Genomic DNA, 19,506 nt, shown 5'->3' with positions numbered 1-19,506 from the left:
CTGCCCGCCGCACGGCCGGGGCGGGCGCGCACCGCCCGCGGCCCGGTTTGCGCCGCATCAACGAAACCCCGGCCGTCATGCCGGGGCAAACCCGCATCGCGTCCGCCACATCGGGCAACTTCGCGTAGACTTCTTCAGATTCCCGCCGCTTCTTGCGGCGCCCGGACTTTCTGCCCAGCCAGGAGACGTCACGCATGCTCGCAGTGCCTTTGCCTGACAGCAGCACCCTCGAAGAATCGTCTTCCGGCGCGCTCGTGCGCGACCTGCGCCGCGTGCCCATTCACCCCGATCACTGGTATCCGCTCGCGTGGTCGCGCGAGCTCAAGCGCGGCAAGACGCTCGGCGTGCGCTTCGCCGGCGATCCGATCGTGCTCGTGCGCACCGAATCGGGCGCCGTGTACGCGCTCGAAGATCGTTGCGCGCACCGCCAGGTACCGCTGCATGCGGGCGTCGTGAGCGGCGAAACGCTGCGCTGCTGCTATCACGGCTGGACCTACGCGTGCGACAGCGGCCGCTGCGTCGACGTGCCCTACCTCGGCCGCGAGCGTTTGCCGAACGGCGTGCGCGCGTATCCGTGCCGCGAAGCGCACGGGCTGATCTTCGTGTTCCCCGGCGACGCGACGCTCGCCGACACGCGGCCGTTTCCCGCGCTCGAATCGGCGGACAACCCCGCGTACAAGACCCGCCGCTTCGGCCGCGAGGTCAAGTGCCACTACTCGTTCATGCACGAGAACCTGATGGACATGAACCATCAGTTCCTGCATCGCAAGCAGATGGGGCAGATGCGCGCGCGCTCGGTGGGCCGGCGCCGCGGCGACGACTGGGTCGAGGTCGACTACACGTTCGCGCGCATGGAAGGCAAGCAGCCGGTCGGCGAGGCGCTCGTGTTCGGCGCGAGCAAGAAGCCGGCCGACCAGTCCGACAAGAGCGTGATGACGGTGCGCACCGGCTACCCGTACCAGACGCTGCGGATCCGTTCGAGCGAAGGCACGCTCGTGATGGACCTGTGGATCGTCTACGTGCCGCTCGACGCCGAGCAACGCACCAACCGCACGTTCGGACTGCTGTCGATCCACAAGCCCGGCATCCCGTTCGCGCTCGATCTCGCGTGGCCGCTGCTCGTCTGGTTTACCGAGCGCATCTTCCGCGAGGACCGCTGGATCGTCGAGCGCGAACAGGAAGCACATGATCGCCAGGGCGCCGACTGGAACCACGAGGTGTTTCCGGTCATCAACGAGCTGCGCGACCTGCTGCGCCAGTGCGGCGGCCGCACCGTGATCCCGATCCGCGAAGCACGCGACGACGCGTGATACGTGCGGCGCGCCGCACGACGCCGCAGGCTCGCCGCGGCGCGCTCCGCTACAACCGGAACGCGCCCGGCAGCAACGCGTGTGCCGTCGTGACCTCGACATCGCCTTTCAGGTTGCCCAGGATCACTTCGATGTCGGGCATGCCGATCTCGATGATCACCTGACGGCACGCGCCGCACGGCGCGATCGGGCCGTCCGTGTCGCCGACGACCGCGAGCCGCGCGAAGTCCCCCGGACGATAGCCGGCGGCGATGGCCGAAAACATCGCCGTGCGCTCCGCGCAATTGCACAGTCCGTAGGACGCGTTCTCGACGTTGCAGCCGTGAAAAATCGTCCCGTCGCGCGCCTGCAGCGCCGCGCCGACCTTGAAGCGCGAATACGGCGCATACGCGCGTTCGCGCGCCGCCTTTGCCTGTTCGAGCAATTCGTCTCGTTCCATCTCGATGATGCCTCCGGTGGGGTGCCGGGGTGCATCGACGCAGCCGCATCCCGGCGCGCACGATACTCCCGTGATGTAAAGCGGCCGCCGATGCCCGCACGCTCCCTCCGTGCCGGCACCGGCGACCGGTCAGCCGATCCGCTCGTAAATGGTCGGCGGCGCATCGCCCGTCTCGCCCAGCACATAGCTGCGCTGGACCGCGTCCACCGCGCGCGCCGCCGCGGCGGCGTCGCCGGCGTGCACGCAACCGAGCGGTTGGCCGGCCTCGACGCGCTGCCCGATCTCCGCGAGCGCGGACAGGCCGACACGGGTGTCGATCGCATCCGCCGCGCGCGTGCGGCCACCGCCGAGCGCAACGACCGCCAGCCCGAGCGCGCGGCAATCGACCCGCTGCACGACGCCGCTCGCGCGCGCCGGAACCGGCACGATCACCGCCGCCCGCGCGAGATGACGCCCGGGCGCATCGATCAGGTCCGCGGGGCCGCCGAGCGCCACGACCATTCTCGCGAAGCGTTCCGCCGCCGCGCCCGAGTCGAGCGCCCGTTCCAGCATCGCGCGCGCCTGCGCGGCATCCTGTGCCAGCCCGCCGGTGACGAGCAACCGTGCCGAGAGCGCCATCGTCACTTCATGCAGCCGGGCCGGACGCGACTTGCCCGTCAAGTAGTCGATCGCGCACGCCACTTCGAGCGCATTGCCGGCACACGGTGCGAGCGACTGGTTCATGTCGGTGAGGATCGCGGTCGTCTTCATGCCGGCGCCGTTGCCGACGTCGACGATGCTGCGGGCCAGTTCCGCCGATTGCTCGATGGTCGGCATGAACGCACCGGAGCCGACCTTGACGTCCATCACGAGCCCGTCGAGTCCTGCCGCGAGCTTCTTCGACAGGATCGACGCGGTGATCATCGCGACCGACTCGACGGTCGCCGTCACGTCGCGAATCGCATAGATGCGCTTGTCGGCCGGTGCCAGCCGAGCGGTCTGCCCGATGATCGCGACGCCGACGTCGCGCACCGTGCGGCGAAACGCATCCGTATCTGGCGTCACGTCGTAGCCGGGGATCGCGCTGAGCTTGTCGAGCGTTCCGCCGGTGTGGCCGAGCCCGCGTCCCGAGATCATCGGCACGTATCCGCCGCACGCGGCCACCATCGGCCCGAGCATCAGCGACACGACATCGCCGACGCCGCCGGTCGAATGCTTGTCGATCACGGGTCCGCCGAGATCGAGCGCGCGCCAGTCGAGCACGTCGCCCGAGTCGCGCTGCGCGATCGTCAGCGCGACGCGTTCGTCGACGCTCAGGTCGTTGAAATACACGGCCATCGCGAATGCCGCCACCTGGCCCTCGGTCACGCTGCCGTCGGTCACGCCGCGCACGAACGCGCCAATCTCGTCGCGATCGAGCGGCTGCCGGTCGCGCTTCTTGCGAATGAATTCCTGCGGTAGAAACATCGTTGCAATCTCCTCGATCGGTCAGTGGCCGCTGCGCGGTTCAATGCAGGGAGAAGAACAGGCCGGCAATCGCGGCGCTCATCAGGTTCGACAGTGTCGCGGCCGTCAGCGCACGCAAGCCGTGCCGTGCGACTTCCGACCGACGCTCCGGCGCGACTGCGCTGAAGCCGCCCGCGAGAATGGCGATCGACGAGAAGTTCGCGAAGCCGCACAGCGCGAACGACACGATCGCGAGCGTCTTCGGGTCGAGCACTTGCAGGCCGGCCGCCGCGACGTGCTCGCTGCCCTTCAGGTACGGCGACAGGTCGCCGTACGCGACGAACTCGTTGAAGATCAGTTTCTCGCCAATGAAATTGCCGGCCAGCGCCGCGTCGTGCCACGGCACGCCGATGATCCACGCAAGCGGCGCGAACAGGTGGCCGAGGATGCCCAGCAGCGTGACCTGCGGAAAGCCCGCGAACGCGGCCACGCCGCCGACGATGAGGTTCATCAGCGCGATGAGCCCCACGAACGCGATCAGCATCGCGCCGACGTTGATCGCGATCCGCAGGCCGACCGACGCGCCGGACGCCGCCGCCTCGATCACGTTGGCGGCCCGCTTGTCGTCGAAATCGAGACCGTCGACCACGACGCGGCTCGGCTCGACGGTCGGAAACAGCAGCTTGCCGAACAGCAGCCCGCCCGGCACCGCCATGAACGACGCGGCGAGCAGATACTCCATCTTCACGCCGAGGCCGGCGTAGCCGACCAGCACCGAGCCCGCGACCGACGCCATGCCGCTCGCCATCACCGTGAAGATCTCGGCGCTCGTCATGTTCCGCACGAACGGCTTCACGAGCGCGGGCATCTCGCTTTGCCCGAGGAAGATCGTCGCGACGGCGGAGCACGCCTCGATACGGCTCACGCCAAGCACTTTCGCCAGCCCTGCACCGAGGATCGCGACGAGCCACTTCATCACGCCGACGTAGTACAGCACCGCGATCAGCGCGGTGACGAAGATGATCATCGGCAGCACGCGCAGGCCGAATACGAACCCGCCGTCGCCGAACAACTGGAACATCCGGCTGTCGACCAGCCCGCCGAACACGAACGCGATGCCGTGATTGCCCATGTCGAGCACGCGATTGACGCCGTTCGCGGCCGCTGCCAGTGCCGCGCGGCCGGACGGCACGAACAGCACCAGCGCACCGATCGCGAGCTGCGTGAGCAGCGCTGCGATCATGGTCCGGCCGCTCACCGCGCGCCGGTTGTTCGACAGCAGATACGCAACCAGCAGCAGGAACAGCATACCCAGGAGACTGCGCAGAATATCCACCTTGTGCTCCTTTCTCTCGATGTTATTGATCTGTCCCGCACGCCGCCGGGAACGTTCGTGCAACGCTGTCGGTGGATATTACCCGGTCGGCACGCTCAAATGCATGCGGGGCGTGCCGTGCGAACGGACACGCCCCGCGCGACACGCACCGTTCAGCCCGCGCGCTCGACCGGATGCGGTTCGCGCAGCCGGTTCGCAATGCGTGCGGCCGCGTAGTAGCCAGCCGCAGGCGGGCGTTTCAGATAGCGGCCCGCGCCGCGCACCGCGCGCAGGTCGCCATCGGCCCACGCGAGCGCGCCGCGCGTGAGCGTGTGCGTCGCGACGCCCTGCACCGTCATTCCCTCGAACACGTTGAAGTCGACCTGCTGGTGGTGGGTCTTCACCGAGATCGTCTTCGTCGCGGCCGGATCCCACACGACGAGGTCGGCATCGGCGCCCACCTGCACGGCGCCCTTGCGCGGATACAGGTTGAAGATCTGCGCGGCGTTCGTCGACGTGATCCGCACGAACTCGTTCGGCGTGATGCGGCCGCGATTCACGCCGTGATGCCACAGCACCGACATGCGATCCTCGACGCCGCCGCAGCCGTTCGGAATCCTCGTGAAATCGTCGCGGCCCATCGCCTTCTGCGATGCGCAGAACACGCAGTGATCGGTTGCCGTCGTATGCAGCTGCCCCGACTGCAGCCCGCGCCACAGCGCTTCGCGATGCTCGGCCGAGCGGAACGGCGGGCTCATCACGTGTGCGGCCGCACGCGTCCAGTCCGGGTCGCGATAAACGGCCTCGTCGATCACCAGGTGGCCCGGCAGCACTTCGCCGAACACGCGCAGCCCTTCGCTGCGCGCGCGCGTGATCGCGTCGACCGCATCCTTCGCCGATACGTGCACGATATACACGGGCACGCCGAGCACCTGCGCGATGCGGATCGCGCGGTTTGCGGCCTCGCCTTCGACCTCCGGCGGACGCGACAACGGATGCGCCTCAGGCCCCGTCATCCCGCGCGCGAGCAGCGCCTGCTGCAGCCGGAACACGAGCTCGCCGTTCTCCGCGTGCACGGTCGGCAGCGCGCCGAGTTCGAGCGAACGCGAGAAGCTGTTCACGAGGATCTCGTCGTCGGCCATGATCGCGTTCTTGTACGCCATGAAGTGCTTGAAGCTCGACACGCCGTGCTCGCGCACGAGCGTGCCCATGTCGCGGTGCACGCTCTCGTCCCACCACGTCACCGCCACGTGGAAGCCGTAGTCGGCCGCCGCCTTCTCGGCCCAGCCGCGCCATTCGAGGAACGCGTCCATCAGCGGCTGCTTCGGGCTCGGGATCACGAAGTCGATGATGCTCGTCGTGCCGCCCGACAGCCCGGCGGCCGTGCCCGAGTAGAAATCGTCGCTCGCGGTCGTGCCCATGAACGGCAGTTCCATGTGCGTATGCGGATCGATGCCGCCCGGCATCACGTACTGGTCGTGCGCGTCGACGACGCTCGCGCCGGCCGGCGCGTCGATCTGCTCGGCGATCTGCAGGATCGTGCCGCCGTCCTGCGGGTCCGCGCAGAGCACGTCCGCGCGATAGGAGCGGTCCGCATCGACCACGGTGCCGCCGCGAATCAGGATTGCCATTTGGTTGCCTCCTCGTTGACTGTCGGGTTCCGCATGCGGTGCCGCGCGTCATGCGCTCGCGATCTGCGCGCGCTGTCCGGCGCGCCACTTCATCCAGGTGCCGTACACGCCCGACGCCAGCACGAGGCCGACGAACCACGCGTACGTGTAAAGCGTGTTGAAGAACGCCGGCACGTTCGGAAACGACGCCGGAAATGCGGTGTGCAGGAAACCTGGCAGGTTCGGCAGCACGCCGACCGCGAGCGCGGCCAGCGCGGCCGGGTTCCAGCCGCGCGCGTAGCTGAAGCCACCGCGCTCGTCGAACAGCGCGCGCGTGTCGAGCTGCGTGCCGCGAATCAGGAAGTAGTCGACCATCATGATGCCCGCGACGGGCCCGAGCAGCGCCGAATAACCGACGAGCCAGGTGAAGATATAACCGTCCGTCGTCGCGAGGATCTTCCACGGCATCATCACGATCGCGATCGTCGCGGTGATCATCCCGCCCGCGCGGTACGAGATGGCCTTCGGCCACAGGCTCGAGAAGTCGTACGCGGGGCCGACGAGATTCGCGGCGAGGTTGCAGCACATCGTGTCGAGCGTGAGGATCACGAGCGCGATGCCCACGCCGATGCCCGTCATCCGGCTCGTCAGGTCGATCGGGTCCCAGATCGCGTTGCCGTAGATCACGACGGTCGCCGACGTCACGACGACCGACACCACCGACAGCAGCGCCATCGGCAGCGGCAGCCCGATCGACTGCCCGATCACCTGGTCGCGCTGCGAATGCGCGAAGCGCGTGAAATCGGGAATGTTCAGCGCGAGCGTCGCCCAGAAGCCGACCATCGCGGTCAGGCCCGGCCAGAAGGTCGCCCAGAACAGCCCGGCCTTCTTGCCGCCCGCCGCGAACTGCGACGGCGCCGACAGCATCGAGCCGAAGCCGCCCGCCTTCGACGTCGCCCACCATACGAGCGCCACGCACATCACGACCTTGATCGGCGCGGACCAGCTTTCGAGCCAGCGGATCGAATCGGTGCCGTGCAGGATGAAGTAGAGCTGCAGCGCCCAGAACACGAGGAAGCACGCGAGCTGCCCGAACGAGATGCCGACGACCGGCAGCGCCGCGCCATGCAGCGCGTTGCCGGTCAGGATGTTCAGCAGCGTGTAGATCGCGCTGCCGCCGAGCCAGGTCTGGATGCCGTACCAGCCGCACGCGACGATCGCGCGCAGTAGCGCCGGCAGCTTCGCGCCCTGCGTGCCGAACGATGCGCGCACGAGCACCGCGTACGGAATCCCGTGCTTCGCGCCCGCATGTCCGATCAGCAGCATCGGCACGAGCACGATCAGGTTGCCGAGCAGCACGGTCATCACCGCCTGCCACGGCGACATGCCCTCCTGGATCAGCCCGGCCGCAAGCATGTACGACGCGATGTTCATCACCATCCCGACCCATAGCGCGGCGAAGTGATACCACTTCCACGTGCGCTGCGCCGGCGTCGTCGGCGCGAGGTCGTCGTTGTACAGGCTGCCGCCCTGCGCCGCGGCGCTGTCGGAATCGGCGGGGGTCGCTGCGGGTTTCATCGATCGCACTCCACGTAAACGTCAGCGCCGGCATCATGCGATGCCGGCTCACGGAAACGAAAAACGGCGGCGCCGGATCTCCCGCGCCGCCGGACGCAGGTCAAGCCGCCTTCGCGTGCTTCTCGGGCGCAGCCGGGCTCGCCCCCGCATCGGTGCGCGCCGGATTGTTCGGATGCGTGGTCCAGTTCGCGTACTCGCCCGAATCGACGCGCTCCATCGTGATGCATTGCTCGACCGGACACACGTGCATGCAAAGATTGCACCCGACGCACTCCGAATCGATCACTTCGAAGTGGCGCACGCCGTCCTTCTCGCGCGTGATCGCCTGGTGCGACGTGTCCTCGCACGCGATATGGCACAGCCCGCACTGGATGCAGCGGTCCTGATCGATGCGCGCCTTGATGTCGTATTTCAGGTTCAGGTATTTCCAGTCGGTCACGTTCGGCACCGCGCGGCCGCGCACGTCGTCGAGCGTCGCGTAGCCCTTTTCGTCCATCCAGTTCGACAGCCCGTCGGCGAGATCCGACACGATCCGGAAGCCGTAATGCATCGCCGCGGTGCACACCTGCACGCTGCCGGCGCCGAGCACGATGAATTCGGCCGCGTCACGCCATGTCGAAATGCCGCCGATACCGGAGATCGGCAGGTTCGGCGTTTCCGGATCGCGCGCGATCTCCGCGACCATGTTCAGCGCGATCGGCTTGACCGCCGGGCCGCAATAGCCGCCGTGCGTACCCTTGCCGTCGACGGTCGGCATCGGCGCCATGTGGTCGAGATCGACCGCAACGATCGAGTTGATCGTGTTGATCAGCGACACGCCGTCCGCACCGCCCTTGTACGCGGCACGCGACCCCATGCGGATGTCGCTGATGTTCGGCGTGAGTTTCACGAGGCACGGCAGCTTCGTTCCCTCCTTGACCCAGCGCGTGACCATCTCGACATATTCGGGCACCTGCCCGACGGCCGCGCCCATCCCGCGCTCGCTCATCCCGTGCGGGCAGCCGAAGTTCAGCTCGACCGCGTCGGCGCCCGTATCCTCGACGAGCGGCAGGATCCATTTCCAGTCGCGCTCGTTGCACGGCACCATCAGCGACACGATCAGCGCGCGGTCCGGCCAGTCGCGCTTGACCTGCGCGATCTCTCTCAGGTTCACGTCGAGCGGACGGTCGGTGATCAGCTCGATGTTGTTCAGCCCCGCGATGCGCTGGCCGTTCCACTGCACGGCGCCGTAGCGCGAACTGACGTTGACGACGTGCGGATCGAGCCCGAGCGTCTTCCACACGACGCCGCCCCAGCCCGCCTCGAACGCGCGGTTGACGTTGTAGGCCTTGTCGGTCGGCGGCGCGGACGCGAGCCAGAAGGGATTCGGCGAAGTGATGCCCGCGATGGTGCAGCGAAGGTCGGCCATGTTCGGCTCCGTGAAAGTGGGGTCGTTGTCGTGGAGTGGATGCGTGCGCGGGCGCCTATGCGGCCTTCGCGTCGCGCAGCGCGAGCGCCGCGTCGATCGACGCGGCCGCGCGCTTGCCGTCCTGCACGGCCTGCACCGTGAGGTCGATGCCGTCCGTCGCCGCGCAATCGCCGCCGGCCCATATGTCGGGCAGTGCCGTGCGCCCGTCCGCGTCCACCGCGATACGCGTGCCGTCCGCCGTCAGCAACGCGGCCGCGACGCCGTCGGGCACCAGCGTCTGGCCGATCGCCTTCAGCACCATGTCCGCTTCGACGGCGAAGCGCTCGCCCGATGCCGCTTCAAACTCGACGCCCGTCACCTGCCCGTTTGCGCCCGCGATGCGCACCGGCTTCGCGTGCGTGACGAGCGTGACACCGCACTTCTGCGCGAACTCGCGTTCGGCCCACGTCGCGCTCATCGCCTCCACGCCGCGCCGGTACACCATCGTCACGCGCTCGGCGCCGAGCTTGCGGCTCTGCACGGCCGCATCGATGGCCGTATTGCCGCCGCCGATCACGACCACGCGCCGCCCGACCGGCACGTTCTCCAGCCCGTCGGCCTGCCGCACCTGCTCGATGAAGTCGACCGCGTTCATCACGCCGGTCAGTTGCTCACCGTCGATCGCGAGCGCGCGCACGCCGCCGAGGCCCATCGCGAGAAACACTGCGTCGTGCTGCTCGCGCAGCGTGTCGAGCGTCATGTCGCGTCCGAGCGCAACACCCGTTTTCAGCGTGATGCCGCCGACCGACAGCAGCCATTCGACTTCACGCTGCGCGAAATCGTCGACAGTCTTGTACGCGGCGATCCCGTATTCGTCGAGGCCACCAGCCTTCGGGCGCGCGTCGAACAGCGTCACGCGGTGCCCGGCGACCGCGAGCCGGTGCGCACACGCGAGCCCGGCCGGCCCCGCGCCGACCACCGCGACATGGCGGCCCGTATCGGGCGCACGCGTAAAACGCACCGCACCGGTCGCCATCGCCCAGTCGGTCGCGTGCCGCTGCAGCGCGCCGATCGCGACCGGCTGCGCATCCTGATGGTTGCGCACGCACGCGCCTTCGCACAGGATCTCGGTCGGACACACGCGTGCGCACATGCCGCCGAGCGGATTCGCGGACAGGATGTCGGTCGCGGCGCCTTTCAGGTTGCCGTTGCCGATCTTGCGGATGAAGCTCGGGATGTCGATCTGCGTCGGGCACACGTGCACGCACGGCGCGTCGTAGCAGTAGTGGCAGCGGCTGGCAGCGGCCGCCGCGGCAGTCGGATCGAGCAGCGGCGCGATATCGGCGAATTCGCACGAGAGTTGCGTGGACGACAGGCGATGCGCGGCGATATCGCCGGTTGGCTTGGTGGTCATACGCGTTCCTTCGACTGGGTGGAGACAAAGCCGTCCCCGCCGGCTGCGAATGCACAGTCGGGGCGGTCATGCTGAGGAATCCTACGGTCAGGCGATGCGCAGCCTGCCGGCTGCTACGGTCGATTCGTCATGAAGCCGGCTCGCATGCGCGCGACAGCATCGCGTGCAGCAGCACGTTCGCGCCGGCCTCGATCCACGCGGGCGTCGCGTCCTCGATCTCGTTGTGGCTGATGCCGTCGACGCACGGCACGAACACCATCGACGTCGGCGCGACCTGCGCCAGATAGCATGCGTCGTGCCCCGCGCCCGACACGATGTCGCGGCGCGAGTAGCCGAAGCGATCGGCCGCGTCACGCACGGCCGCCACGCACGCCGCATCGAACGCGACGGGCTTGTAGTAGAAAATCTGCTCGAGTTCCGTTTCGAGCCCGATGCCGGCCGCGATGCGCGCGACGCCGTCGCGCAGCGCGGCGTCCATCTGCGCGAGCACGGCGTCGTCAGGATGACGAAAATCGACGGTGAAGAACACGCGGCCGGGAATCACGTTGCGCGAGTTCGGATGGATCTGCATCATGCCGACCGTCGCGCAGCCGAACGGCGCATGATCGAGGCCGATCCGGTTGACGAGATCGACCACGCGCGACGCGCCGAGCAGCGCGTCGCGGCGGCGCGGCATCGGCGTCGGCCCCGCATGCGCTTCCTGGCCGGTGAACGTGATCTCGTACCAGCGCTGCCCCTGCGCATCGGTCACGACGCCGATCGTCTTGCACTCCGCTTCGAGAATCGGCCCCTGCTCGATATGCAGTTCGAACGCCGCGTGCAGCTTGCGGCCGCCGCACGGCACGTCGCCCGCGTAGCCGATGCGCGCCAGCTCCTCGCCGATCGTCTTGCCGTCGACGTCCTTGCGCGACAGCCCGTATTCGAGCGGGAACACGCCCGCGAACACACCGGACGCGACCATCGCGGGCGCGAAGCGCGAGCCCTCTTCGTTGGTCCAGATCACGACCTCGACCGGATGCTCGGTTTCGATCCCGTGATCGTTGAGACTGCGAATCACCTCGAGGCCGCCGAGCACGCCGTAGATGCCGTCGAAGCGGCCGCCCGTCGGCTGCGAATCCGCGTGCGAGCCCGTGACGACCGGCGCCGCGTCCGCCACGCGGCCCGCGCGGCGCATGAACACGTTGCCCATCGTATCGACCGTCACCGTGCAGCCGGCGGCCTTCGCCCAGCCGACGATCAGATCGCGGCCGGCCTTGTCGAGATCGGTCAGCGCGAGGCGACACACGCCGCCTTTCGGCGTCGCGCCGATCTTCGCGACTTCCATCAGGCTGTCCCACAACCGCTTGCCGTCGACCTTGATCGACGGGTCGAAGACCGGCCGCTTCACTGTTTCCGATACCGCGTTCATTCGCATCGCTCCTGTGGGGTCGGTGATGTCGTCAGCCCGGTCTGTGCCGGTGCGTGCAATGCCTGTTTCGGGGCAGATCCGCCCATGCGCGGTGCATGTCCCGGTCGTGCGCGAAGTTCGTCCGACGAATCGCCGGAACCGCTTTCCGTCGCTCGTCGAATCCTGTCCGATTGGACAGGTTTTAGACGATCAAAATGACCAAAGCAATGTCTTTCTTTCGTGGTTCGATAGAGCGAGAAACGTGCCATCGCAACGCAGCATCGCTGCGGATGCGCAGCGTCCGCAAGCGTGCGTTCGACGCAAATCAGCGGCTAGAATGAAGCCCAACGCGGCATGCCCGCCGCGCGAGGGTAACGATGAGACATGACGAGGCGGCAGCCGAAGCGACCGACAGCGACGAAACGTCCGCGCCTTTGCGGCGACGCAAAGCGCACATCCGCGAGTCCAACGAAGCGCACCTGCTTGCCTGTGCGGAAGCCGTGTTCGCGGAGCGCGGGCTCGACGGCGCGAGCACCGCGATGATCGCGGAACGCGCCGGCCTGCCGAAGGCAAACGTGCATTACTACTTCCCGACGAAGCTCGCGCTGTACCGCCGCGTGCTCGACGACCTGTTCGAGGACTGGCATCGCGCGGCCGGCTCGTTCGAGGCCGGCGACGATCCGGTGAAAGCGATCGGCGGCTACGTGCGCGCGAAGATGAATCTGTCGCGGCGGCGCCCGCTCGGCTCGAAGGTCTGGGCCAACGAGATCATCCATGGCGCGGAACACATGCAGGACATCCTGTCGCAACGCGTGAAGCCGTGGTTCGACACGCGCGTGAAGGTCATCGACGGCTGGATCGCGCGCGGGCTGCTCGCGCCGATCGACGCGCATGCGCTGATGTACCTGATCTGGGCGACCACGCAGCACTATGCGGATTTCGATGCGCAGATCCGCGCGCTGAGCGGCAAGCGCGCGTTCACGCGAAAGGCGTTCGACGAGAAGACCGAGCAGGTCGTGCAGCTCGTGATACGCGCATGCGGCGCGGTGTCGCCGAACGCGAAACCATAGCGCAACCGCGGCGAGCCGCCGAATAAAAAACGGGCGACGAGCACCACGCAGGCGTTTCCTGCGCGATACCCGTCGCCCGCGTCGCAGCGTGCGTGTTATGCGTTACACGTTACGCGATGCGCTCGATCGCGATGGCCGTCGCCTCGCCGCCGCCAATGCACAGCGATGCGACGCCGCGCTTCAAGCCATACGTTTCGAGCGCAGCCAGCAGCGTCACCATCACGCGCGCGCCCGATGCGCCGATCGGATGCCCGAGCGCGCACGCGCCGCCGTGCACGTTGACCCTCTCGTGCGGCAGGTCGAGATCGCGCATCGCGGCCATCGGCACCACCGCGAACGCTTCGTTGATCTCGAACAGATCGACGTCGCGCAGGTTCCAGCCGGTTTTCTCCGACAGCTTGCGCAGCGCGCCGACCGGCGCGGTCGCGAACAGGCCCGGCTTGTCCGCGTAAGTCGAATGCCCGACGATCACGGCCTTCGGCGCGAGGCCCAGGCGTTCCGCTTCCGAGCGGCGCATCATCACCAGCGCCGCGGCACCGTCCGAAATCGACGATGCGTTCGCTGCCGTCACCGTGCCGCCTTCGCGGAATGCCGGCTTCAGCGTCGGGATCTTGTCGAGCTTCGCCTTGCCCGGCTGCTCGTCGATCGACACGACCGCTTCGGTCTTGCCGGCCTTCACGGTCACCGGCGCGATCTCCGACACGAAATGCCCTTCGGCGATCGCGCGTTGCGCGCGCGTCAGCGACGCGATCGCAAACGCATCCTGCGCTTCGCGCGTGAACTGGTACGCCTGCGCGCAATCCTCGGCGAACGTGCCCATCAGGCGGCCTTTTTCATACGCGTCCTCGAGCCCGTCGAGGAACATGTGGTCGAGCACCTGGCCGTGGCCCATCCGCATCCCCGCGCGCGCTTTCGGCAGCAGGTACGGCGCATTCGTCATGCTTTCCATCCCGCCCGCGACGGCCACGCCCGCCGACCCTGCCAGCAGCAGGTCGTGCGCGAACATCGCGGCCTTCATCCCCGAGCCGCACATCTTGTTGACCGTGGTCGCGCCCGCCCCGAGCGGCAGCCCGGCCTTCAGCGCGGCCTGCCGCGCCGGCGCCTGGCCCTGCCCGGCCGGCAGCACGCAGCCGAACACGATTTCATCGATGCGTTCGGCCGGCACGTTCGCACGCTCGAGCGCCGCGCGAATCGCTACCGCGCCGAGCTCGCTCGCGCTGGCCGCGGCAAGGTCGCCCTGGAAGCCACCCATCGGCGTACGCGCCATACCAACGATTACGATCGGATCCTGAGTCGTCATGATTCGCTTCCTCCAGTGTCAGCGCGGTGCCATGCGCAACGCGCCATCGAGACGGATGACTTCGCCGTTCAGCATCGTGTTCTCGGCGATGTGGCGCACCAGCGCCGCAAATTCTTCCGGGCGGCCGAGCCGCGGCGGGAACGGCACGCTCTTGCCGAGCGCATCCTGCACGTCCTGCGGCATGCCGGCCATCATCGGCGTCGCGAAGATGCCGGGCGCGATCGTCACGACACGAATGCCGAACCGCGCGAGTTCGCGCGCGATCGGCAGCGTCATGCCCACCACGCCGCTCTTCGACGCCGCATACGCGGCCTGCCCGATCTGCCCGTCGAACGCCGCGACCGACGCGGTGTTGACGATCACGCCGCGCTCGCCTTCCGCGTCGGCATCCTGCTTCGACATCGCTTCGGCGGCCAGCCGGATCATGTTGAACGTGCCGACGAGATTGATCGACACCGCGCGCGCGAAGCGATCCAGCGAGTGCGGACCGTCGCGGCCGACGACCTTCTCGCCGGGCGCGACGCCCGCGCAGTTGACGAGCGCGTCGATGCGGCCGAACGCATCGCGCGCGGCGGCCACGGCCGCCTGCCCGTCGGATTCGCTCGTCACGTCGGTCTTCACGAAGCGCGCGGCCGCACCGAGTTCGTGCGCGAGGCTCGCACCGGCATCGTCATTGACGTCCAGCAATACGGCCTTGCCACCTTGCGCGACGGCCATGCGCGCCACCGCGGCGCCGAGGCCCGAGCCGGCGCCCGTAATCAGAAAAACGCGATCCTTGATATTCATTGGCAATCCGTATTCAGGGTTGAGCGGCCTTCTCGGCTTCCATCTTGCGCAACACGAAGCGCTGGATCTTGCCGCTCGGGGTTTTCGGCAGCGCGTCGACGAAGTCGATCGCGCGAGGATAGGCGTGGGCGGACAGCCGCCGCTTCACGTGCTGGCTCAGTTCCTCGGCCAGCGCCGGCGTGCCGTCGAAGCCCTTCGACAGCACGACGAACGCCTTGACGATCTCCGTGCGCTCCGGATCGGGCACGCCGATCACGGCGGCTTCGCTGACGGCAGGATGCTCGATCAGCGCGCTTTCCACGTCGAACGGGCCGATCCGGTAGCCGGACGACGTGATCACGTCGTCCGCGCGGCCGATGAAGCTCACGGTGCCGTCCGGCTCGAGTTCGACGTTGTCGCCGGTCCGGTAGTAGCCGCCCGCGATCGCCGGCGTGTCCTGCTGCCAGTAGCCGTGGAACCACAGCAGCGGCGAGCGCGCGATGTCGATCGCGAGGTTGCCCGGCTCGCCGGGGCCGAGCTCGCGGCTCGCTTCGTCGAGCACCGCGACGCGATAGCCGGGCATCGCCAAACCGGCCGAGCCGGCGTGCACGACGTGCGCGAGGCCGTGATGATTGTTCACGACCATCCCGAGTTCGGTCTGGCCGTAGTGATCGTAGATTGGCGCGCCGAGCGCCGCGTCGAACCAGCGCACGACTTCCGGATTCAGCGGCTCGCCCGCGCTGCTGACCACGCGCAGCTTGCCCTTCACGCGCGCCGCTGCTTCCGTACCGGCCGCCATCAGCATCCGGTACGCGGTCGGCGAGCCGGCGAGGCTCGTGATGCCGAGCCGTTCGATCACGTCGTACGTGCTGTCGACCGTGAAGCTGCCTTCGTAGAGCGTCGTCGCGTGGCCGAGCAACAGCGGGCCTGTGATCGCGTAATAAAGGCCATACGCCCAGCCCGGATCGGCGATGTTCCAGAACCGGTCGCCTTCACGCAGGTCGACCGCGTCGCGCATGTATGCGCCGAACGCGAGCAGCGCGCGCAGCGGCACCGGCACGCCCTTCGGCAAGCCCGTCGTGCCCGACGTCGACATCATCATGAACAGGTCCGTGCCCTTGCGCAGCACCGGCTCGAACGTGTCGGGCTGCGTGTCGAGCGCCGCGCGGAAATCGATGTCGCGTTCCGGCAGCGGCTCGCCCGGCGCGCGCACCGTCGCAACCGGCGGGCAATCGGCGATCTCGTCGAGCTTAGCGCGATTCGCGACGTTGGTCACGACCAGGCGCGCGGCGCTCATCCGCAGGCGGTGCTCGATCGCCTTCGGGCCGAACGCGGTGAACAGCGGCTGATAGACGGCGCCCGCGCGCCACGTGCCGAGGATCGTCGCGACGAGCTCGGGCGTGCGCGGCAACAGGCCTGCCACCACGTCGCCCGGCTTCACGCCTTGCGCGACCAGCAGGTTCGCCACGCGTGCCGACAGCGCCTGCATCTGCGCGAACGTGAAGCGGCGGTGCTGCCCGCCCGCGTCGATCCAGTCGAGCGCGATCGCGTCCGCCGATGCGTGCCGGTCGCAGCATTCGACACATGCGTTCAGGCCGCGCTCCAGGTCGCCGTGCAGATGCGCGGCGGCGGTCTCGATACTGAACCGGGCCACGGCGTCGGCGTAAGCCGGCACCGCCCGGGCGGTTGCTCCATCAGGCATGCGTGTCTCCTGTACGTTATGACCGCCGGCGAGCCAGCGGCACGACGGGGATATATCGATAGTAGACAGCCGGCACATTGCAATCAATGACAAACAGAATCTAGAATCGTGATCGCTTTTGCCATGTCGGGAGGACGGAGGAAAATGGGGCCGCAGATGATTTCGCCGGATTTCGTCGACGACGCGCTCGCTTGCCTGCGCCGGCAGCGCATCGCGACCGAGCCGGTGCTACGCGCCGCCGGCCTGCCGGCCATCGTGCGCGAGCCCGTCACGCCGCAACAGTACGGCCGCCTGTGGCTCGCGATCGCCGGTACGATCGACGACGAATTCTTCGGGCTCGCCGCGCGCCCGATGCGGCAAGGCAGCTTCAAGCTGCTGTGCCACGCGGTGCTGCACGCCGGCACGCTCGACCAGGCGCTGCGGCGGGCGCTGCAGTTCCTGCGCGTGGTGCTCGACGAGCCGCACGGCGAGCTCGTCGTGGCCGACGGGCAGGCGCAGATCGTGCTGACGCAGTCGGGCACACCGTATCCGGCATTCGCATACCGGACGTTCTGGCTGATCCTGCTCGGCGTCGCGTGCTGGCTGACCGGCCGGCGCATCCCGCTGCAGCGCATCGATTTCGCGTGCCCGAGCCCCGACCAGCGCAGCGACTATCACCAGTTCTTCGGCGTGCCCGTGCATTTCGACCGCCCCGACAGCCGGCTCGCATTCAACGCCGCGTATCTCGCGCTGCCGACGATCCGCTCCGCGCAGGCGCTGAAGACCTTCCTGCGCGGCGCGCCCGGCAACCTGCTGGTCCGCTACCGGCACGACACGGGCTGGGTCGCGAAGACGCGTGCGCACCTGAAGGCGCTGCCCGCCGCCGAGTGGCCCGACTTCGATTCGCTGGCTGTGCGCCTCGGCACGACGCCCGCGACGCTGCGGCGGCGTTTGCGCAGTGAAGGGCAGAGCTTCGCTGCGATCAAGGATGAGTTGCGCGGCGCGCTGGCCCAGTCGCTGCTGCGCGGGCACACGCTCAGCGTCGCGGAGATCGCGGCCGAGCTCGGCTTCACCGAGCCAAGCGCATTTCATCGCGCGTTCCGCAAATGGACGGGCACGAGCCCCGGCGCGTTCCGGCGAGACGTGCATGCGGCGAATCCGGAACCTTGAATCGCGTGTCGATGATGCGGGTCGTACGCAGCGGATACAGAGCCCCCCGTCACGCGACGCTGATAACGATGTGAAGCGCCGGCGGCTGTCCGCGACCGATGCCCAACGGCAAACGACCGACAAACCACCACCGCTCCCGTACCGATGCAAGGTTATTTCTATTCATTCGGCCGTCGTGCAGCGGGTGCTCCAACTGCTTCACGGTCCCGGTGCCGCTTGTTTGGGTTCGTTTGCGTTTGACCGCATCGGTCGCCGGCATCGGCATTCCGGTGCAATGCACCGCGTAACTGCCCGCGGCGCTGCCCGGGGCGACATTGCGCCCCGACCCTTCCGGCCACATACTGGTCAGCCTGCGCGAACAAGGTTGCGTCGATGGCGAGAGTCGATCAGGATGCCGCTTCGTTCTTTGGCGTTATCGGAACTGCCGTGTCTTTGCTGGCAGCGATTCCGTACGCGCTCGCGATCTACCGGCGCACCGTTCGTCCGCATCTGTTCACGTGGCTCGTGTGGTCGATCGTCACGGCGATCGCGGCCGCCGGCCAGTTCGTCGCGGGTGCGGGGCCGTCCGCATGGTGCACGGCGGCGATTGCCGTCACGTGCTTCCTGACGTTGGTCGCCAGCATTTTTCGCGGCGAACGCGGCTGGACAGCCATCGACTGGTTTTTCCTGTGCGCAGCCCTTTCGGCCATTCCGCTCTGGATGCTGACCGACTATCCGACGGTCTCGATCTGCCTGGTCACGCTGATCGAGCTTGCCGGTCTCGGCCCGACCGTCCGCAAGACGATCCGCGATCCGTGGAGCGAGAGCCTCGCCTATTTCGCGCTGTGCGTGCTCAAGTACGCGCTGGCGTTGCTGGCACTGAGCACGTGGAGCATCGCTGTTGCGTTCTATCCGGCCGTCAACATCATCGCGTCGATCAGCATCTGCCTGGTCATGCTGGTTCGACGTCAATCGCTGTCGAACGCGCGGTAGGCTCTTTCCGTCGCCGCAGTGTTCGGGACGCGTTGCGTGCTGCAACAGGTCACCGCCGATGAGCGGAACCACAAGCCTTCAGAGATGGTGAGAGGTCCCGATATGGATGCAATCAGTACAGTAATCGAACCCTACGAAACCGCGCTTCGTGCTGCGATGCTGGCCAACGATGTCGACGCTCTCGATGCGTTGCTGGACGACGATCTGGTGTTCACCGTCCCGACCGGCCAGGTCATCTCGAAGGAGGACGATCTGTCCATGCATCGCGCGAAGCTGCTGCGTCTCGACAGACTCGATTTCCTCGAAACGCGGGCATGCGAGATCGGCGAGATGATCCTGACCACGACAAAGGCAACGCTCGCCGGCCGTTTTGACGGCGCTGCATTCGACGGCACATTTGCCTATACGCGCCTGTGGCGTCGATCGGGCGCCGGCTGGCGCGTCGTCGCCGGGCATGCATCGCAGATCATGTAACCCTCGCCGGATGGGTGAGGGCGGGGTAAGCAATATAGCTCACCATATCACGCTCAAAAGAACCGAGGCGACCGGCGGTCGTGAGTAGAGTTGCTGTTGATGCGATGATGGAGCACGCTACCTCTTGCCCGGCGCGCCCCACATTTCCGTCGCTGAAATGCAAAAACCCCCGCCTTGTGGGGCGGGGGTTTCTGGCTAAGGGAGCCTGA

The 19,506-nt window shown here is 67.7% G+C and carries 16 protein-coding genes; 5 read left to right on the top strand and 11 right to left on the bottom strand.

Features of this window, described 5'->3' with window-relative positions:
- Positions 1-194: 194 nt before the first annotated feature.
- On the top strand, positions 195-1,310 hold the full coding sequence (locus ACNQQL_RS32065; protein ID WP_204420910.1) for an aromatic ring-hydroxylating oxygenase subunit alpha: 1,116 nt from the start codon (positions 195-197) through the stop codon (positions 1,308-1,310).
- Between the two features lie 49 nt (positions 1,311-1,359).
- Here the strand turns inward: ACNQQL_RS32065 and ACNQQL_RS32060 are convergent, their stop codons facing one another.
- The 8 genes from ACNQQL_RS32060 to ACNQQL_RS32025 all read right to left on the bottom strand — a co-directional run bounded on the left by ACNQQL_RS32060 (position 1,360) and on the right by ACNQQL_RS32025 (position 11,886).
- Positions 1,360-1,749, bottom strand: a complete 390-nt coding sequence (locus ACNQQL_RS32060; protein WP_034184949.1) for a cytidine deaminase — start codon at positions 1,747-1,749, stop codon at positions 1,360-1,362.
- Positions 1,750-1,878: 129 nt separating this feature from the next.
- Positions 1,879-3,195, bottom strand: coding sequence for a thymidine phosphorylase (gene deoA, locus ACNQQL_RS32055; protein WP_072444025.1), 1,317 nt, complete (start codon positions 3,193-3,195; stop codon positions 1,879-1,881).
- Between the two features lie 40 nt (positions 3,196-3,235).
- Complete coding sequence (locus ACNQQL_RS32050) at positions 3,236-4,510, bottom strand: NupC/NupG family nucleoside CNT transporter (RefSeq protein ID WP_347068284.1); 1,275 nt, start codon at positions 4,508-4,510, stop codon at positions 3,236-3,238.
- Between the two features lie 152 nt (positions 4,511-4,662).
- A complete protein-coding gene (hydA, locus tag ACNQQL_RS32045) occupies positions 4,663-6,120 on the bottom strand; it encodes a dihydropyrimidinase (RefSeq protein WP_347068282.1) in 1,458 nt (485 codons plus the stop codon).
- Between the two features lie 48 nt (positions 6,121-6,168).
- Positions 6,169-7,677, bottom strand: a complete 1,509-nt coding sequence (locus ACNQQL_RS32040) for an NCS1 family nucleobase:cation symporter-1 (RefSeq protein WP_347068280.1) — start codon at positions 7,675-7,677, stop codon at positions 6,169-6,171.
- Between the two features lie 100 nt (positions 7,678-7,777).
- The gene (gene preA / locus ACNQQL_RS32035; protein WP_174419637.1) at positions 7,778-9,085 is read right to left on the bottom strand and encodes an NAD-dependent dihydropyrimidine dehydrogenase subunit PreA; all 1,308 of its coding nucleotides are present in this window, start codon (positions 9,083-9,085) and stop codon (positions 7,778-7,780) included.
- A 55-nt stretch (positions 9,086-9,140) separates the two neighbouring features.
- A complete protein-coding gene (locus tag ACNQQL_RS32030; RefSeq protein ID WP_347068278.1) occupies positions 9,141-10,478 on the bottom strand; it encodes an NAD(P)-dependent oxidoreductase in 1,338 nt (445 codons plus the stop codon).
- 127 nt (positions 10,479-10,605) lie between these two features.
- The gene (locus ACNQQL_RS32025; RefSeq protein WP_347068276.1) at positions 10,606-11,886 is read right to left on the bottom strand and encodes a Zn-dependent hydrolase; all 1,281 of its coding nucleotides are present in this window, start codon (positions 11,884-11,886) and stop codon (positions 10,606-10,608) included.
- A 356-nt stretch (positions 11,887-12,242) separates the two neighbouring features.
- Between ACNQQL_RS32025 and ACNQQL_RS32020 the strand changes: the two genes are divergently transcribed.
- Positions 12,243-12,935: a TetR/AcrR family transcriptional regulator gene (locus tag ACNQQL_RS32020; protein WP_347068274.1), complete on the top strand. Its 693-nt coding sequence runs from the start codon at positions 12,243-12,245 to the stop codon at positions 12,933-12,935.
- Between the two features lie 109 nt (positions 12,936-13,044).
- Here the strand turns inward: ACNQQL_RS32020 and ACNQQL_RS32015 are convergent, their stop codons facing one another.
- From ACNQQL_RS32015 to ACNQQL_RS32005, 3 genes are read right to left on the bottom strand one after another with little or no spacing between them, the layout of a single operon-like run.
- Positions 13,045-14,235, bottom strand: a complete 1,191-nt coding sequence (locus tag ACNQQL_RS32015; RefSeq protein WP_347068272.1) for an acetyl-CoA C-acetyltransferase — start codon at positions 14,233-14,235, stop codon at positions 13,045-13,047.
- An 18-nt stretch (positions 14,236-14,253) separates the two neighbouring features.
- Positions 14,254-15,021 carry a 3-hydroxyacyl-CoA dehydrogenase gene (locus ACNQQL_RS32010; protein ID WP_347068270.1) on the bottom strand — a complete coding sequence of 256 codons (768 nt, stop codon included), beginning with the start codon at positions 15,019-15,021 and terminating at the stop codon, positions 14,254-14,256.
- Between the two features lie 13 nt (positions 15,022-15,034).
- Positions 15,035-16,702 carry an acyl-CoA synthetase gene (locus ACNQQL_RS32005; protein ID WP_347068268.1) on the bottom strand — a complete coding sequence of 556 codons (1,668 nt, stop codon included), beginning with the start codon at positions 16,700-16,702 and terminating at the stop codon, positions 15,035-15,037.
- 144 nt (positions 16,703-16,846) lie between these two features.
- Here ACNQQL_RS32005 and ACNQQL_RS32000 point away from each other — a divergent pair, with 144 nt between their 5' ends.
- The 3 genes from ACNQQL_RS32000 (at position 16,847) to ACNQQL_RS31990 (ending at position 19,297) form a co-directional block, all read left to right on the top strand.
- Complete coding sequence (locus ACNQQL_RS32000; RefSeq protein WP_347068266.1) at positions 16,847-17,851, top strand: AraC family transcriptional regulator; 1,005 nt, start codon at positions 16,847-16,849, stop codon at positions 17,849-17,851.
- A gap of 372 nt (positions 17,852-18,223) precedes the next feature.
- Entirely contained in the window at positions 18,224-18,823 is a 600-nt protein-coding gene (locus tag ACNQQL_RS31995; RefSeq protein WP_347068264.1) for a hypothetical protein, read from the top strand.
- A 102-nt stretch (positions 18,824-18,925) separates the two neighbouring features.
- The gene (locus ACNQQL_RS31990) at positions 18,926-19,297 is read left to right on the top strand and encodes a nuclear transport factor 2 family protein (protein ID WP_347068311.1); all 372 of its coding nucleotides are present in this window, start codon (positions 18,926-18,928) and stop codon (positions 19,295-19,297) included.
- The last annotated feature ends 209 nt before the right edge of the window (positions 19,298-19,506 follow it).

The sequence above is a fragment of the Burkholderia sp. LFS061 genome, assembly GCF_047978125.1.
GTDB classification, from domain to species: domain Bacteria; phylum Pseudomonadota; class Gammaproteobacteria; order Burkholderiales; family Burkholderiaceae; genus Burkholderia; species Burkholderia pyrrocinia_C.
Note: the sequence above shows the minus strand (reverse complement) of the source record. Positions and strands in the feature narration are given on the sequence as shown.

Coding starts and splice junctions, on each gene's coding strand:
- ACNQQL_RS32065 (WP_204420910.1), top strand. CDS start 195: ATGCTCGCAGTGCCTTTGCCTGACAGCAGCACCCTCGAAGAATCGTCT.
- ACNQQL_RS32060 (WP_034184949.1), bottom strand. CDS start 1,749: ATGGAACGAGACGAATTGCTCGAACAGGCAAAGGCGGCGCGCGAACGC.
- deoA (WP_072444025.1), bottom strand. CDS start 3,195: ATGTTTCTACCGCAGGAATTCATTCGCAAGAAGCGCGACCGGCAGCCG.
- hydA (WP_347068282.1), bottom strand. CDS start 6,120: ATGGCAATCCTGATTCGCGGCGGCACCGTGGTCGATGCGGACCGCTCC.
- ACNQQL_RS32040 (WP_347068280.1), bottom strand. CDS start 7,677: ATGAAACCCGCAGCGACCCCCGCCGATTCCGACAGCGCCGCGGCGCAG.
- preA (WP_174419637.1), bottom strand. CDS start 9,085: ATGGCCGACCTTCGCTGCACCATCGCGGGCATCACTTCGCCGAATCCC.
- ACNQQL_RS32030 (WP_347068278.1), bottom strand. CDS start 10,478: ATGACCACCAAGCCAACCGGCGATATCGCCGCGCATCGCCTGTCGTCC.
- ACNQQL_RS32025 (WP_347068276.1), bottom strand. CDS start 11,886: ATGAACGCGGTATCGGAAACAGTGAAGCGGCCGGTCTTCGACCCGTCG.
- ACNQQL_RS32020 (WP_347068274.1), top strand. CDS start 12,243: ATGAGACATGACGAGGCGGCAGCCGAAGCGACCGACAGCGACGAAACG.
- ACNQQL_RS32015 (WP_347068272.1), bottom strand. CDS start 14,235: ATGACGACTCAGGATCCGATCGTAATCGTTGGTATGGCGCGTACGCCG.
- ACNQQL_RS32010 (WP_347068270.1), bottom strand. CDS start 15,021: ATGAATATCAAGGATCGCGTTTTTCTGATTACGGGCGCCGGCTCGGGC.
- ACNQQL_RS32005 (WP_347068268.1), bottom strand. CDS start 16,702: ATGCCTGATGGAGCAACCGCCCGGGCGGTGCCGGCTTACGCCGACGCC.
- ACNQQL_RS32000 (WP_347068266.1), top strand. CDS start 16,847: ATGGGGCCGCAGATGATTTCGCCGGATTTCGTCGACGACGCGCTCGCT.
- ACNQQL_RS31995 (WP_347068264.1), top strand. CDS start 18,224: ATGGCGAGAGTCGATCAGGATGCCGCTTCGTTCTTTGGCGTTATCGGA.
- ACNQQL_RS31990 (WP_347068311.1), top strand. CDS start 18,926: ATGGATGCAATCAGTACAGTAATCGAACCCTACGAAACCGCGCTTCGT.